This window comes from Celeribacter persicus (genome assembly GCF_003050785.1).
GTDB classification, from domain to species: domain Bacteria; phylum Pseudomonadota; class Alphaproteobacteria; order Rhodobacterales; family Rhodobacteraceae; genus Celeribacter; species Celeribacter persicus.
This window is the reverse complement of sequence record NZ_QAOH01000005.1, coordinates 213,729-226,789: the sequence shown is the minus strand read 5'-3', so window position 1 is coordinate 226,789 and position 13,061 is coordinate 213,729. Positions and strand designations below refer to the sequence as shown.

The following is a 13,061-nucleotide window of genomic DNA, read 5'->3' as shown; positions in this document are numbered from 1 at the left end:
AAGTTCTTCCCTTGTTGGAGTGATTTGCGTGTTCAGTTTTGGAGGCGGTGGGCCCGCCCCTCGTCCCAGGCGAGGCTGACCGCATCGCCCGGATTTTTCGGATTGGAATAGAAAGTGCCTTCGGGCACGAGCGCCAAAACCTCTTCGCCCGTCTGCGTCATCGAGGTCATCGCCACATGCGCGCCCTGATATTCGACGGAGGTCACCGTGGCGGGCAGGCCGTGATCGCCCAACACCACCTCATCGGCACGCAGCGCGACCTTGGTTCCGTCGAGCGAAATGACATTATGCCCGCCCATGAAACGCGCCACGAATTCGGTCTTCGGTGCGTTCCACACGTCGCGTGCGGCCCCTGCCTGTTCGATCACCGCATTGTTCATCACGACGATCTCATCAGCGAGTGCCAGCGCCTCGTCCTGCCCGTGGGTGACGTGGATAAATGTGATGCCCAGCTCACGTTGCAGACGTTTCAACTCGGCCCGCACCTTGATCCGCAGAAACGGATCGAGCGCCGACAGTGGTTCGTCCAGCAACAGAACTCGCGGTTTCGTCACCAGCGCGCGGGCCAGAGCGACACGCTGTTGCTGGCCGCCGGAAAGCTGTGCGGGCAGGCGCTGGGCGAAGCTGGTCATATGGACCAGCTCAAGCATTTCGTCGGCGGCCTTGTGGCGGCTTGCCTTGTCCACGCCTTTCATGCGCAGTGAGAACGCCACGTTGTCGCGTACGGACAGATGCGGAAACAGGGCATAGGACTGGAACATCATCGCCGTGCCACGTTTCGCGGGGGGCAGGTGGGCAATGTCCAGCCCGTCGAGCACGATTGCACCCTCGGACACGCTTTCATGTCCGGCAATCATCCGCAAAGTCGTCGATTTGCCACAGCCCGACGGCCCGAGAAGACAGACGTAAGTGCCATTGCTAAACACGTAATTCACATCGTTCACGGCCACCGTTTCACCATAGCGTTTGGTCAGATGTACGAGTTCCAAATCTTGTCCAGAGCGCATGTCCGTCCGCCTTCTGTGCGTTTCGATGGCTCGACGCTGATCCGGTTTCCTGTGTGGCCGAAGATATTTTCACGCTCTTTCCGGTGTGGAACGCGAAATGCCTGTCGTTTGGGCGCGTCGTACATAAGAGTGCATTAATTATGCGCTATAATTGTATACAATATTGTGGACGATATTTTTCCGCCCATGGGCTTGAGAATCAGCGACCGGGGCGGAAAGTAGACCGATCAGAAGACGAAGGACGATCTCATGCTGGAGCCGGTTGAGCAGAAAGAAAGCGGAAGCGCACGGGTTGCGGAAAGTCTGGCCATGGCGATCCACGAACACCGGCTCTCTCCGGGCATGAAACTCAGCGAGGACGAGGTCGGCGAGATTTACGGTGTCAGCCGCACCGTGGTGCGCGCCGCTCTGCAACAGCTTGCCCATGACCATCTTGTCGAATTGAAGCGCAATCGTGGCGCTTTCGTTGCCCAGCCCTCCATCAAGGAGGCGCGAGAGGTGTTCGAGGCCCGCGCTTTGCTTGAACCCCGCACGGCGCGCTCCGCCGCCGAACGCGCGACGCCTGAAGACATCGAGATTTTGCAAAACCATATCGACGAGGAACACGCGGCGCTGGATGCCGGCGACACGGGCCGTGCGCTGCATCTCTCCGGCATGTTCCATGTCGAGATCGCCCGCATCGCCGATCAGACCACCATCGCAGACTTCATCGCGCAACTCGTCTCTCGCTCTTCCCTGATCATCGCGCTCTATTGGCAACGGCGCACGGCGCTCTGCGAAAGCCATGCCCATGACGCGTTGCTCAAGGCGCTTGCGCGTCACGATGGCGCGGCGGCGGAGGAACTGATGAAACATCACCTGCTCGATCTTCTGACCTCGCTCGACCTGCGCGATCAACCTTCGGTGCCGAAATCGCTCAAGGAGGCTTTGATTTGATCTTGCGCACAGCAAGCCCTGAAGAAGTTGTGACCCTGCTCGACTGGGCGGCGTCGGAGGGGTGGAATCCCGGGATCGAGGATGCAGAGCCCTTCGCTTATGCCGATCAGAACGGGTTTTTCGTTGCCGAAAAGAAAAGCGGTCTCGCTGCGGCCATTTCGGTGGTGAACCATTGTCCGGGTTTTGCTTTCCTCGGGCTTTACATCTGTCGGCCGAAATATCGCGGGCGGGGGATCGGGCTGAAACTCTGGCAACACGCGCTTGAGCACGCGGGGGACCGGACGATCGGTCTCGATGGTGTGGCGGAGCAACAGGCGAATTATGCGCGGTCGGGTTTTGTCAAAACCGGTTCTACCGCGCGGTTCGAAGGGGCTGTGAGGCCACAGCATCATGTGGACATCCGGCCTGTCACCAATGCCGATCTTGCCGATCTCGGCGGGCTCGATCTTTTGGCCAATGGGTTTCTGCGACCGCGCTTTCTCTCCGGGTGGCTGGGCGATACTGAAACCCGCCGCACCATGGTGCTTGACGGCCCCGAAGGTCCGCGGGGCTTTGCCACCGCGCGTCTCTGCCGCGAGGGTTGCAAGATCGGGCCGCTCGTCGCTCCCGATGGGGACAGTGCGCTGCGCCTGATTTCCGCCGCCTGCGCGGCATTGGGGCAAGGCGCGGCCATCCTCGATGTGCCGGAGGTGCAGACCGGGTTCCGCAACACCCTTGTCGCCGGAGGTTGGCAGATCACGTTCGAGACCGCCCGGATGTATCGCGGCGAACCGCCCGCGCCGGGGCATCCCGAAACGCTTTTCGGCGTCGCCACGCTGGAACTTGGATGATCCGTGGTACTCTGGCATAGTCCGCCCGAAGGGGAGGCGGACATGTTCGATCTGGTGATTTTCGATTGCGACGGGGTTCTGATCGACAGCGAGGTCATTTCCGCCCGCATGTTGATCGAAGAGCTGACGGGCTATGGCGTGGATATCGACACGGCCTATGTCGCGCAGCACTTTCTCGGGCGCAGCTATCCGACCGTGCTCAAGACGATCCGCGAAGACTTCAATGTCGCTTTGCCCGAAGGATTCGAAGCCGAATACCGCGCCCGTCTCATCGCGGGCTTCCGCTCCGGTCTCATACCGATCCCCGGTGTGCGCGAGGTCATCGAACGGCTCGCCGTGCCCTATGCGCTGGCCACAAGCTCAAGCCCGCCGCGTCTGTGCGAGTCGCTTGAGATCGCAGGACTCAGCGATCTTTTCGAGGGTCGGACGACCACCGCTTCCGAAGTGACGCGCGGCAAACCGTCCCCCGATCTCTTCCTCCATGTTGCTGAAAAATTCTCTGCCGATCCAAAGCGTTGTCTGGTGATCGAGGATTCGCTAGCGGGGGTTAAGGCGGGGCTCGCCGCCGGGATGAGCGTCTGGCGTTTTACCGGTGGAAGCCATTTGCAAGGGCTCGACCTCACCACGCCCGCCGAAGCGACTCCGCATCGCGTGTTTGCAAGTTTCGGAGAATTCTTCCATTCTGCTCCGCAGCTTCTGAACAAGGACCCCGAGCATGCAGCTTAAGCCGCAAGGCCTTTCCGACGAGAGCGAGGTTTCCCCGCGCGACATGGCGGCTCGGGCGGCGTGGTTGTCCTTTGTCGGCGGCCTGACGCAGGACCAGATCGCGCAACAGCTCGGCATTTCACGCCAGAGGGCGCAGCGTCTCGTCGCCCGCGCCTCGGCGGAGGGGCTGATCCGGGTGCGCATCGAGCATCCGATTGCCGCATGTCTCGAACTTGAGCGTGATCTGAAGGTGCGTTTTGGGCTGGAGCAAGTCCGGGTGTCTCCGGCGCTCGCTGCGGGCAGTGACCCGCTCATCGGGCTGGCGCCCTTCGTTGCCCCGGAATTGGAACGGATTTTCGAGAGCGAAACGCCGAAGGTCTTCGCTTTGGGCACCGGGCGCACGCTCAAGACCGTAGTCGAGCATCTGCGCACCGTGGAGGGCGCACATCATAAGCTGGTCTCTCTGATCGGAAATGTTGCCCCGGATGGTTCGGCCTCGTTTTACGAGGTGATCATGCGGTTCGCCGAAAAGACCCGCGCACGGCACTATCCGATGTCCGCTCCGGTCTCGGCGCGTGATGAAGCGGAGCTGACGCTCTATCAGTCATTACCGCATGTGAAGGCTTCGCGGGCCCTGGCGAAATCCGCCGATCTCGCCATTGTCGGCATCGGTCAGCTCGGCGATGACGCGCCGCTTTACGTCGATGGCTTTCTCACGGCCGAGGAACTCACCGATCTGCGCGCCGCCGGGGGCGTCGGGGAGATCTGCGGACATATCTTCGATCGTGACGGGTGTTACCTTGACCACCCGGTGAATCACCGCATGGTCGGGGTGCAGGTGCCCGAAGGGCACATGCCGGTCTATTGTGTCGGCGCGGGGGCGAGTAAGCTTCCGGCGTTGCGTGCGGCGCTGCACGGCGGGTTGCTTGCCGGGCTTTTCACCGATGAATGGACTGCCAGAGAATTGATTTCTCAGTAATATTCGCCGCTAAAATCGCTTTGGTGGAAAGCGGCTTGACAGATGCGCATCTATAGTTGAGCATTAATTCATGATATGGGCAATTGCTCAAATCTAATGGGAGGATATCATGAATACCACTTTCCGCGCCCTTATGGGGGCGTGCGCCTTTGCTGCGCTGGCCACAGCGGCCACGTCCGAAACCATCACCGTCGCCACCGTGAACAACGGCGATATGATCCGCATGCAGGGTCTGATGGAAGATTTCTACGCCAAACATCCCGACATTCAGGTCGAATGGGTCACGCTCGAAGAGAACGTGCTGCGCCAGCGTGTGACACAGGATGTCGCCACCAAGGGCGGGCAGTTCGACGTGATGACAATCGGCACTTACGAGGTTCCGATCTGGGGTGAACGCGGCTGGCTTGTCTCGCTTGACGATCTTCCGGCGGAGTATGACGTCGATGACATCCTGCCAGCGATCCGTGGCGGTTTGACCGTGGACGGACATCTCTATGCTGCGCCGTTCTATGGCGAAAGCTCCATGGTGATGTATCGCACCGATCTGATGGAGGCAGCGGGGCTTGAGATGCCCGATGCGCCGACATGGGATTTCATCAAGCAAGCCGCCGCGGCGATGACCGACAAGGACAACGAGGTCTACGGCATCTGTCTGCGTGGCAAGGCGGGTTGGGGCGAGAACATGGCCTTCCTGTCGGCCATGGCCAATTCCTATGGCGCGAAATGGTTCGACATGGACTGGAAGCCGCAGTTCGACTCTGAGGCCTGGGCCGCGACCCTCAACGACTATCTCGACCTGATGACCAATTACGGTCCTCCGGGTGCGTCCGGCAACGGGTTCAACGAAAACCTCGCGCTGTTCCAGACTGGCAAATGCGGTATGTGGATCGACGCCACCGTAGCGGCTTCCTTCGTGACCAATCCGAACGACAGCCAGGTCGCCGACAAGGTCGGTTTCGCGCTGGCCCCCGATAACGGGCTTGGCAAACGCGGCAACTGGCTCTGGGCCTGGAACCTCGGCATCCCTGCGGGGACCAAGAACGAAGCGGCGGCCAAGACCTTTGTCGAATGGGCTACGTCCAAGGACTACACCGCACTGGTCGCTTCGAAAGAGGGTTGGGCGAACGTGCCGCCGGGCACCCGCACCTCGCTCTATGAGAACCCCGAGTATCAGAAAGTGCCCTTTGCACAGATGACGCTCGAATCGATCAACGCCGCCGATCCGCAGAATCCGACCGTGGACGAGGTGCCCTATGTGGGTGTGCAATTCGTCGCCATCCCGGAATTCCAGGGCATTGGCACCGCCGTGGGCCAGCAATTCTCTGCTGCTCTTGCCGGTCAGGTGACTGCCGAACAGGCGCTCAAGAACGCCCAGATGCTCACCGAGCGTGAGATGATGAAGGCCGGTTACATCAAGTAAGCCTTCCTCCTCGCGGGCCGGTTCCCAGTTTCCGGCCCGCACCTTTCCTCACTCCGACGTTTCCGGGAGACCCGCCATGGCCACGAAACACGCCCGTGTCGCCGCGCGCTTCATGATCTCGCCTGCCGTGCTTTTGCTTTTGGGCTGGATGATCGTGCCGCTGTCGATGACGCTCTATTTCTCCTTCCTGCGCTACAATCTTCTGATGCCGGGGATGGAGGAGTTCACGGGGTTGACCAATTATCGGTTCTTCCTTACCGATCCTGCCTTTTTCGCGGCTCTCACCAATACGATCCTGCTGGTTGGCGGTGTACTTCTTGTGACCGTTGTGGGGGGCATTCTTCTCGCGCTTTTGCTGGATCAACCGTTTTTCGGCCAAGGCATCGTGCGTATTCTCGTCATCGCGCCGTTCTTTGTCATGCCGACCGTTTCTGCGCTGGTGTGGAAGAACATGTTCATGAACCCCGTGAACGGTCTCTTTGCCCATGCGGCCAAGGCGCTTGGGCTTCAACCTTTCGATTTTCTGTCTGCCGCGCCGCTCACCTCGATCATCGGCATCGTCAGTTGGCAATGGCTGCCCTTTGCGACGCTGATCCTGCTGACCGCCTTGCAGTCCCTCGATCAGGAGCAGTTGGAAGCCGCCGAAATGGATGGTGCGCCCTGGATTAAACGCTTCTGGTTCATCATGTTGCCGCATCTGGCGCGTGCGATCACGGTTGTAATCCTGATCCAGACGATTTTCCTTCTGTCGGTCTTCGCCGAGATCCTCGTGACCACCAACGGCGGTCCGGGCACGGCCTCCACCAACCTCACCTACCTCATCTACATGCAGTCGCTTCTGCAATTCGATGTGGGCGGTGGTTCCGCCGGTGGCGTGGTCGCCATCATCCTCGCCAATATCGTCGCGATCTTCCTGATGCGGATGATCGGCAAGAACCTCGACGCGTAAGGAGGCGATCATGGCACGTTCCGTTTCGACCCAACGCAAACTCGTCACCACCGTCTTCGCATGGGCCATCGGCATCGCGATCTTCTTCCCGATCCTCTGGACCATCCTCACCTCGTTCAAGACCGAGGCCGCCGCCATCGCCGATCCACCTGTGTGGTTCAATTTCCACTGGACGCTGGAAAATTACGCGACGGTGCAGGAGCGTTCGAACTACTTCCGGCATTTCATGAATTCCGTGATCATCTCCGGCGGCTCCACGCTTCTGGGCCTGATCATCGCCGTGCCCGCCGCTTGGGCCATGGCCTTTGTCCCCGCTAGGCGCACGAAAGACGTGCTGATGTGGATGCTCTCGACCAAGATGCTGCCGCCTGTCGGCGTTCTGGTTCCGATCTACCTGTTGTTCCGGGACCTCGGGCTTCTCGACACCCGTATCGGTCTGGTGATCGTGCTGACACTGATCAACCTGCCGATCATCGTCTGGATGCTCTACACCTATTTCAAGGAAATCCCCGGCGAAATCCTTGAAGCCGCACGGATGGACGGGGCCACCCTGCGTTCGGAAATCATCCATGTGCTGACTCCCATGGCGATCCCCGGCATGGCCTCTACGGTGCTTTTGAACATCATCCTCGCGTGGAACGAGGCCTTCTGGACCCTCAATCTGACCGCTGCGAAAGCCGCACCGCTCACGGCCTTTATCGCCAGCTATTCGAGCCCCGAAGGCCTGTTTTACGCAAAGCTCTCCGCCGCCTCCACCATGGCCATCGCGCCGATCCTGATCATGGGCTGGTTCAGCCAGAAACAACTCGTCCGGGGCCTGACCTTCGGCGCTGTGAAATAAGAAGAGGACCTTCGACATGGGACGCATTACGCTTGATAAAGTGCGCAAGACATTCGGCGATGTCGAGGTCATTCCGCCGCTGGACCTGACCATCGAGGACGGTGAATTCGTGGTCTTCGTCGGCCCCTCGGGTTGTGGGAAATCCACGCTTCTGCGGCTGATTGCCGGGCTTGAGGATGTCACCTCCGGCCAGATCCGTATCGACCGCCAGGACGCCACCGATCTGCCCCCCGCCAAGCGTGGTTTGGCGATGGTGTTTCAGAGCTACGCGCTCTATCCCCACATGTCCGTGCGCAAGAACATCGCTTTTCCGATGAAAATGGCGGGTCTGCCGCAGGACGAACAAGACCGGCGGATCGAGGCGGCAGCCAAGGCGCTCAATCTCACCGATTACCTCGACCGTAAACCCGGACAACTGTCGGGCGGTCAGCGCCAGCGTGTCGCCATCGGGCGGGCCATCGTGCGCGAACCGGCGGCGTTTCTGTTCGATGAACCGCTCTCGAACCTTGATGCCGCGCTGCGCGTCGGCATGCGGCTGGAAATTTCCGAGCTGCACAAACGTCTCGCCACAACGATGATCTATGTGACCCACGATCAGGTGGAGGCCATGACCATGGCCGACAAGATCGTCGTGCTGCGCGCGGGTCATATCGAACAGGTCGGCTCCCCGCTCGAACTTTACAACCGTCCCCGCAATGTCTTCGTCGCGGGTTTCATCGGGTCGCCGAAAATGAACCTGATCTCCGGGGCAGAAGCCGAAAAACACGGCGCTGTAACCATCGGGATTCGCCCCGAACATCTGGGAATTTCGACCGAAAGTGGGTTGTGGAAGGGTGTCATTGGGGTCTCTGAGCACCTCGGGTCCGACACGTTTTTCCATGTAACGGTCGAAGGACTGGGCGAGCCCCTGACCGTGCGCGCTTCCGGTGAAGTGTCTTTGAAATACGGCGACATCGTCTGGCTCACGCCGAACGAGGTCAATCTGCATCGGTTCAATGCCGAAGGGTTGCGGATCGCATGATGCGGCTTGCGGGGAAAAATGCCCTGATCACGGGGGCTGCGCGCGGCATAGGTCTGGCTTTTGCCCAGACCTATGCCGCAGAGGGCGCGCGTGTGGCGATTGCCGACATTGATATCGTACGGGCGCGCGAGGCAGCCACCGGGATCAACAGCGCAGCCATCGCCGTTGAACTCGATGTGGCCGATCCCGCCAGCATCGCGCGCGCGGTAGACGAGACGGTCGAACGCCTCGGTGGCATCGACATCCTGATCAACAACGCCGCGATCTTCACCGCTGCGCCGATTGCCGAGATCACCCGCGCCGATTACGACCGCGCTTTCGCGATCAACGTCTCCGGGACGCTTTTCATGATGCAAGAAGTGGCGAAACATATGATCGCGCGCGGCCAGGGTGGCAAAATCATCAACATGGCGTCCCAGGCCGGGCGGCGTGGCGAGCCTTTGGTGGCGGTCTATTGTGCGACCAAGGCGGCAGTCATCAGCTTGACGCAATCGGCAGGGCTGAACCTCATCAAGCACGGCATCAACGTCAACGCCATCGCTCCCGGCGTGGTCGATGGTGAGCATTGGGACGGGGTCGACGCCTTTTTCGCGAAATATGAGGGCAAACCCCTGGGGCAGAAGAAAAAAGAGGTCGGCGAGGCCGTGCCTTTCGGCCGGATGGGCCGGGCGGAGGACCTGACCGGCATGGCCGTGTTTCTTGCCACGGCCGAGGCCGATTACATCGTTGCCCAGACGTATAACGTCGATGGCGGCCAATGGATGAATTAAGCGGATGAGTTGGGGGAGACCAAACATGAAATTATCCAACAACACCCTCAAGGACCTGCCTGAAACGATCAAGCGCCCGGACTATGACCGGAGCAAACTCACACCCGGCATCGTCCATATCGGTCTCGGCAACTTTCACCGCGCGCATCAGTCGTGGTATCTGCACCGGCTGATGCAAAAGGGGCTGGCTCACGACTGGGCCATCGTCGGCGCGGGGGTGCGACCCTATGACGAGGAGATGCGTCAGAAAATGGCGGCGCAGGATTACCTGACGACGCTGATCGAGTTGGACCCTGCCGGATCGTCGGCGGAGGTGGTTGGTGCGATGATCGACTATGTGCCGGTCGAGGAGGGCAATGGCGCGTTGATCGAACGCATGGCGCAGCCCGAGATTCGGATCGTTGCCCTGACCGTGACCGAGGGCGGCTATTTCATCGACCCGGCCACCAAGGGTTTCGATGCCACGCATCCAGATATTGTCCACGATGCCGCAAACCCGTGGCGTCCTCGCACGGCTTTCGGCGCGATGGTGGCGGCGCTCAAACTGCGGCGCGATCGCGGGGTCGGGCCCTTCACCGGACAGTCATGTGACAATCTTCAGGGCAACGGAGCCGTGCTGCGTCAGACCGTCGTGTCGCTTGCCCGTTTGTCCGACCCGGAGCTGGCCGAGTGGATCGACACGAATTGCACCTTCCCCAACGCCATGGTCGATTGCATCGTGCCCGCCACCGGGCCGAAGGAGTTGGAGCTGGCACAAGAGTTCGGCATCGAGGACGCCGTGCCCGTCACGCATGAGAATTTCCGGCAATGGGTGATCGAAGATGATTTCTGTGCCGGGCGCCCGGATTGGGACAAAGCTGGTGCAACATTTTCCGACGATGTGCATCGCTATGAGACGATGAAAATCCGCATCCTGAACGGCGGCCATCAGGTGATTTCCAACCCCGGCGATCTTTTGTCGGTCGAGACGATTTCCGGCTGTATGGAACACCCGCTGATCGCCGCGCTGTTCGAGAAGGTCGAGCGCGAGGAGATCATGCCCCATGTCGCTCCTGTGCCCGAATTCACGCCGCAGACCTATGTCGCGCTGATCAAGAAGCGCTTTTCCAACCCGAAGATCGTCGACACCACGCGTCGCGTCGCCTTTGACGGCTCCTCGCGCCATCCCGGTTTTCTCGTGCCCTCGATCCGGGCTTGCCTGGATCGCGGCATGGCGGTGGAGGGGCTGGCCTTGGTCGAGGCGCTCTGGGCGCGTTATTGTCTCGGCACGCGTGAAGACGGCAGCGTCATCGCGCCGAACGATCCGTTCTGGACCGATCTCACGACGCTCGCCGCCGAGGCGCGCGAAGTGCCGGAACGCTGGCTGACGATGCGGCACATCTATGGCGATCTCGGTGACGATGCGCGCTTTGCCACGCCGTTCACGCGCTGGCTCGGGGTGATCCACGCCGAGGGTGTGGAGGCCGCGTTGCGCGCTTATCTCGCCTGATTATCTGAGCTGAGAGCGGATCAGCCGGACGAGGTTCGCGAGCACAAAGATCAGCGCGGCCACGGTCACAATGGTCGGCCCGGTCGGTGTGTCGAAGGTGAACGCGCCCTGAATGCCTCCCAGCACGGCCATCACACCGATCAGCGTGGCGATCACTGCCATGCGTTCCGGTGTGCGCGAAAAGGGGCGCGCGCTGGCCGCCGGGATCAGGAGCATCGCGGCGATCAGAAGCGTGCCGACCACCTTGATCGCCACGGCAACCACCATCGCCAGTGCAAGCGACAGGATCAACTGTTCACGTCGGGGCGAGAGACCCGAGGCCATGGCGAGATCGGGGTTGAGCGTGGTGGTCAAAAGCGCCGACCAGCGCCAGTAGAGCAGCACGGAGACAAGCACGGCCCCGCCCCAGATCACCGCCAGATCGCTGCGCCCGACGGCCAGAATGTCCCCAAAGAGATAGGCGTTGAGATCGACGCGCACATTCGGGACGAAGCTTACGGCGACAAGGCCGAAGGCCAGCGCGCTATGCGCCATCACGCCGAGCATCGTGTCCATCGCAAAGCCGCGCCCCGACAGCGTTGAAACGGTCAGCGCCATCAGGAGGGCGATGGCGAGGACACCCGCGAAGATCGAAGCGTTGAAGGCGAGTGCCAGAGCGACACCAAGAAGGGCGGCGTGGGCAGTTGCATCGCCGAAATAGGCCATCCGGCGCCAGACCACGAAACAGCCCAAAGGGGCGGCTGCCAGCACAAGGCCGATCCCGGCCAGAATGGCGCGGACGAGGAAATCGTCGAGAAGGCTCATGCGGACTTCGCCTTTTCCTGTGGATGGTCATGCCCGTGATTGTGCGAGTGATCATATGTATGATCGTGATCGCAATGGTCATGGCTGTGGTCATGCCGATAGAGCGCCAGCGCCCCATGAGTGCCGGTGCCAAAGAGCGCCCGGTATTCCGGTGCGGAGGCGACATGTTCCGGTGCGCCGTGGCAACAGACATGGCCATTGAGACAGATCACCCGATCCGAGGTGGACATCACCACATGAAGCTCATGGCTGACCATCAGCACCGCAACACCCTTGTCCTGACGCAGGGTTTCGATCTGGCTGTAGAAATCGGCGGAGCCGGATTGATCCAGACCCTGTGTGGCTTCGTCGAGGATCAGAAGATCGGGATTGGACAACAAAGCGCGGGCCAGAAGCACGCGCTGGAACTGTCCGCCCGAGAGATCGGTCATTTGGCGCATGCAAAGATGCCCGACCCCCGCATCAGCGAGTGCGGCATGGGCGGCATCGTTGCTCACCCGCTTCGGCAGCGACAGGAACCGCCGCACAGTGAGCGGCAGGGTCGGGTCGATATGCAGTTTTTGCGGCACATAACCGATGCGCAATCCCTTTTGCCGCGTCACCGTACCGCTCTCCGGCTGCAAGGCCCCGATCACCACTTTCATCAGCGTCGATTTACCGGACCCGTTCGGCCCGACGATGGTGACGATTTCTCCGGGCTCGACCGTCATCGAAACCTGGTCGAGCACCAGACGCCCGCCGAGATGCAGGGTCACGTTGTCGATGTTAATGAGGCTCATTTTTCGCTCGCCAGACAGTTGGGACAGGTGCCCTCGGCCTCCAGAACCGCGCGGGAGATGCGAAAACCCGTGGTCTCCGCAATGTTCGCGAGCAGGCTGTGCGAGGGATCGGTTTCCGCTTCCGCCACCGCCTGACAGGAGGTGCAGATCAGGAAGGCGGGTGTGTGCAACTCGCCGGGATGGGCGCAGGCGATGAAGGCGTTGAGTTTCTCGATCTTGTGGACGAATCCGTGTTTGGTGAGGAAATCGAGCGCGCGATAGGCCACCGGCGGCTGGCTTCCGAACCCGTCCTCGGAGAGGCGGGCGAGGACATCATAGGCCCCGAGCGCGCGATGTTCTTCGAGCAGAATCTCCAGTGTGCGCTTGCGCACCGGCGTCAGTTGTAGCCCCGCCTCGCGACAGGAGCGATCGGCCGCTTCGACGGCGTCCGCGACGCAATGGCTGTGGTCGTGGTGCTGAAATCCGATCGGGTTCGGGTCCATGACAGTGCTCCGTAATAACGAGTCGCGCCGGAGGTCGGCTTTGTGACAG

14 protein-coding genes are annotated in these 13,061 nt (G+C 60.9%); 10 read left to right on the top strand and 4 right to left on the bottom strand.

Annotation, left to right across the window (positions count from 1 at the left end; translation table 11 throughout):
- Window positions 1–32: 32 nt before the first annotated feature.
- Window positions 33–1,007 (bottom strand): ABC transporter ATP-binding protein, encoded by a 975-nt coding sequence (locus tag C8N42_RS08925; protein ID WP_107816212.1) that lies wholly within the window; start codon window positions 1,005–1,007, stop codon window positions 33–35.
- A gap of 249 nt (window positions 1,008–1,256) precedes the next feature.
- Between C8N42_RS08925 and C8N42_RS08920 the strand changes: the two genes are divergently transcribed.
- From C8N42_RS08920 to C8N42_RS08875, 10 genes are all read left to right on the top strand, one after another.
- Window positions 1,257–1,943 (top strand): GntR family transcriptional regulator, encoded by a 687-nt coding sequence (locus tag C8N42_RS08920; RefSeq protein WP_107816211.1) that lies wholly within the window; start codon window positions 1,257–1,259, stop codon window positions 1,941–1,943.
- Complete coding sequence (locus C8N42_RS08915) at window positions 1,940–2,773, top strand: GNAT family N-acetyltransferase (RefSeq protein ID WP_170109254.1); 834 nt, start codon at window positions 1,940–1,942, stop codon at window positions 2,771–2,773. The genes C8N42_RS08920 and C8N42_RS08915 overlap by 4 nt, the downstream gene beginning before the upstream one ends.
- Before the next feature lie 42 nt (window positions 2,774–2,815).
- Window positions 2,816–3,499 carry an HAD family hydrolase gene (locus tag C8N42_RS08910; RefSeq protein WP_107816210.1) on the top strand — a complete coding sequence of 228 codons (684 nt, stop codon included), beginning with the start codon at window positions 2,816–2,818 and terminating at the stop codon, window positions 3,497–3,499.
- Window positions 3,489–4,457, top strand: coding sequence for a sugar-binding transcriptional regulator (locus C8N42_RS08905; RefSeq protein ID WP_107816209.1), 969 nt, complete (start codon window positions 3,489–3,491; stop codon window positions 4,455–4,457). The genes C8N42_RS08910 and C8N42_RS08905 overlap by 11 nt, the downstream gene beginning before the upstream one ends.
- 109 nt (window positions 4,458–4,566) lie before the next feature.
- Complete coding sequence (locus tag C8N42_RS08900) at window positions 4,567–5,877, top strand: ABC transporter substrate-binding protein (protein WP_107816208.1); 1,311 nt, start codon at window positions 4,567–4,569, stop codon at window positions 5,875–5,877.
- Window positions 5,878–5,953: 76 nt separating this feature from the next.
- On the top strand, window positions 5,954–6,826 hold the full coding sequence (locus tag C8N42_RS08895; RefSeq protein WP_107816207.1) for a carbohydrate ABC transporter permease: 873 nt from the start codon (window positions 5,954–5,956) through the stop codon (window positions 6,824–6,826).
- A 10-nt stretch (window positions 6,827–6,836) separates the two neighbouring features.
- Complete coding sequence (locus C8N42_RS08890) at window positions 6,837–7,667, top strand: carbohydrate ABC transporter permease (protein WP_107816206.1); 831 nt, start codon at window positions 6,837–6,839, stop codon at window positions 7,665–7,667.
- Between the two features lie 16 nt (window positions 7,668–7,683).
- Window positions 7,684–8,688: an ABC transporter ATP-binding protein gene (locus C8N42_RS08885; protein ID WP_107816205.1), complete on the top strand. Its 1,005-nt coding sequence runs from the start codon at window positions 7,684–7,686 to the stop codon at window positions 8,686–8,688.
- Window positions 8,685–9,458: an L-iditol 2-dehydrogenase gene (locus tag C8N42_RS08880; protein WP_107816204.1), complete on the top strand. Its 774-nt coding sequence runs from the start codon at window positions 8,685–8,687 to the stop codon at window positions 9,456–9,458. The genes C8N42_RS08885 and C8N42_RS08880 overlap by 4 nt, the downstream gene beginning before the upstream one ends.
- Before the next feature lie 25 nt (window positions 9,459–9,483).
- Window positions 9,484–10,947 carry a mannitol dehydrogenase family protein gene (locus C8N42_RS08875; protein ID WP_107816203.1) on the top strand — a complete coding sequence of 488 codons (1,464 nt, stop codon included), beginning with the start codon at window positions 9,484–9,486 and terminating at the stop codon, window positions 10,945–10,947.
- Here the strand turns inward: C8N42_RS08875 and C8N42_RS08870 are convergent, their stop codons facing one another.
- The 3 genes from C8N42_RS08870 to C8N42_RS08860 are packed head-to-tail and all read right to left on the bottom strand — an operon-like array spanning window position 10,948 to window position 13,012.
- Entirely contained in the window at window positions 10,948–11,751 is an 804-nt protein-coding gene (locus C8N42_RS08870; RefSeq protein ID WP_107816202.1) for a metal ABC transporter permease, read from the bottom strand.
- Window positions 11,748–12,530, bottom strand: coding sequence for an ATP-binding cassette domain-containing protein (locus C8N42_RS08865; protein WP_107816201.1), 783 nt, complete (start codon window positions 12,528–12,530; stop codon window positions 11,748–11,750). Before C8N42_RS08865 ends, C8N42_RS08870 begins: the two co-directional genes overlap by 4 nt.
- A complete protein-coding gene (locus C8N42_RS08860) occupies window positions 12,527–13,012 on the bottom strand; it encodes a Fur family transcriptional regulator (protein ID WP_107816200.1) in 486 nt (161 codons plus the stop codon). The genes C8N42_RS08865 and C8N42_RS08860 overlap by 4 nt, the downstream gene beginning before the upstream one ends.
- Window positions 13,013–13,061: the final 49 nt, after the last annotated feature.

Excerpts from the sequence above, each read along its gene's own strand:
- C8N42_RS08860 (WP_107816200.1), bottom strand. The coding sequence starts at position 13,012 with ATGGACCCGAACCCGATCGGATTTCAGCACCACGACCACAGCCATTGC.
- C8N42_RS08905 (WP_107816209.1), top strand. The coding sequence starts at position 3,489 with ATGCAGCTTAAGCCGCAAGGCCTTTCCGACGAGAGCGAGGTTTCCCCG.
- C8N42_RS08910 (WP_107816210.1), top strand. The coding sequence starts at position 2,816 with ATGTTCGATCTGGTGATTTTCGATTGCGACGGGGTTCTGATCGACAGC.
- C8N42_RS08870 (WP_107816202.1), bottom strand. The coding sequence starts at position 11,751 with ATGAGCCTTCTCGACGATTTCCTCGTCCGCGCCATTCTGGCCGGGATC.
- C8N42_RS08880 (WP_107816204.1), top strand. The coding sequence starts at position 8,685 with ATGATGCGGCTTGCGGGGAAAAATGCCCTGATCACGGGGGCTGCGCGC.
- C8N42_RS08925 (WP_107816212.1), bottom strand. The coding sequence starts at position 1,007 with ATGCGCTCTGGACAAGATTTGGAACTCGTACATCTGACCAAACGCTAT.
- C8N42_RS08900 (WP_107816208.1), top strand. The coding sequence starts at position 4,567 with ATGAATACCACTTTCCGCGCCCTTATGGGGGCGTGCGCCTTTGCTGCG.
- C8N42_RS08875 (WP_107816203.1), top strand. The coding sequence starts at position 9,484 with ATGAAATTATCCAACAACACCCTCAAGGACCTGCCTGAAACGATCAAG.
- C8N42_RS08885 (WP_107816205.1), top strand. The coding sequence starts at position 7,684 with ATGGGACGCATTACGCTTGATAAAGTGCGCAAGACATTCGGCGATGTC.
- C8N42_RS08920 (WP_107816211.1), top strand. The coding sequence starts at position 1,257 with ATGCTGGAGCCGGTTGAGCAGAAAGAAAGCGGAAGCGCACGGGTTGCG.
- C8N42_RS08865 (WP_107816201.1), bottom strand. The coding sequence starts at position 12,530 with ATGAGCCTCATTAACATCGACAACGTGACCCTGCATCTCGGCGGGCGT.
- C8N42_RS08895 (WP_107816207.1), top strand. The coding sequence starts at position 5,954 with ATGGCCACGAAACACGCCCGTGTCGCCGCGCGCTTCATGATCTCGCCT.
- C8N42_RS08890 (WP_107816206.1), top strand. The coding sequence starts at position 6,837 with ATGGCACGTTCCGTTTCGACCCAACGCAAACTCGTCACCACCGTCTTC.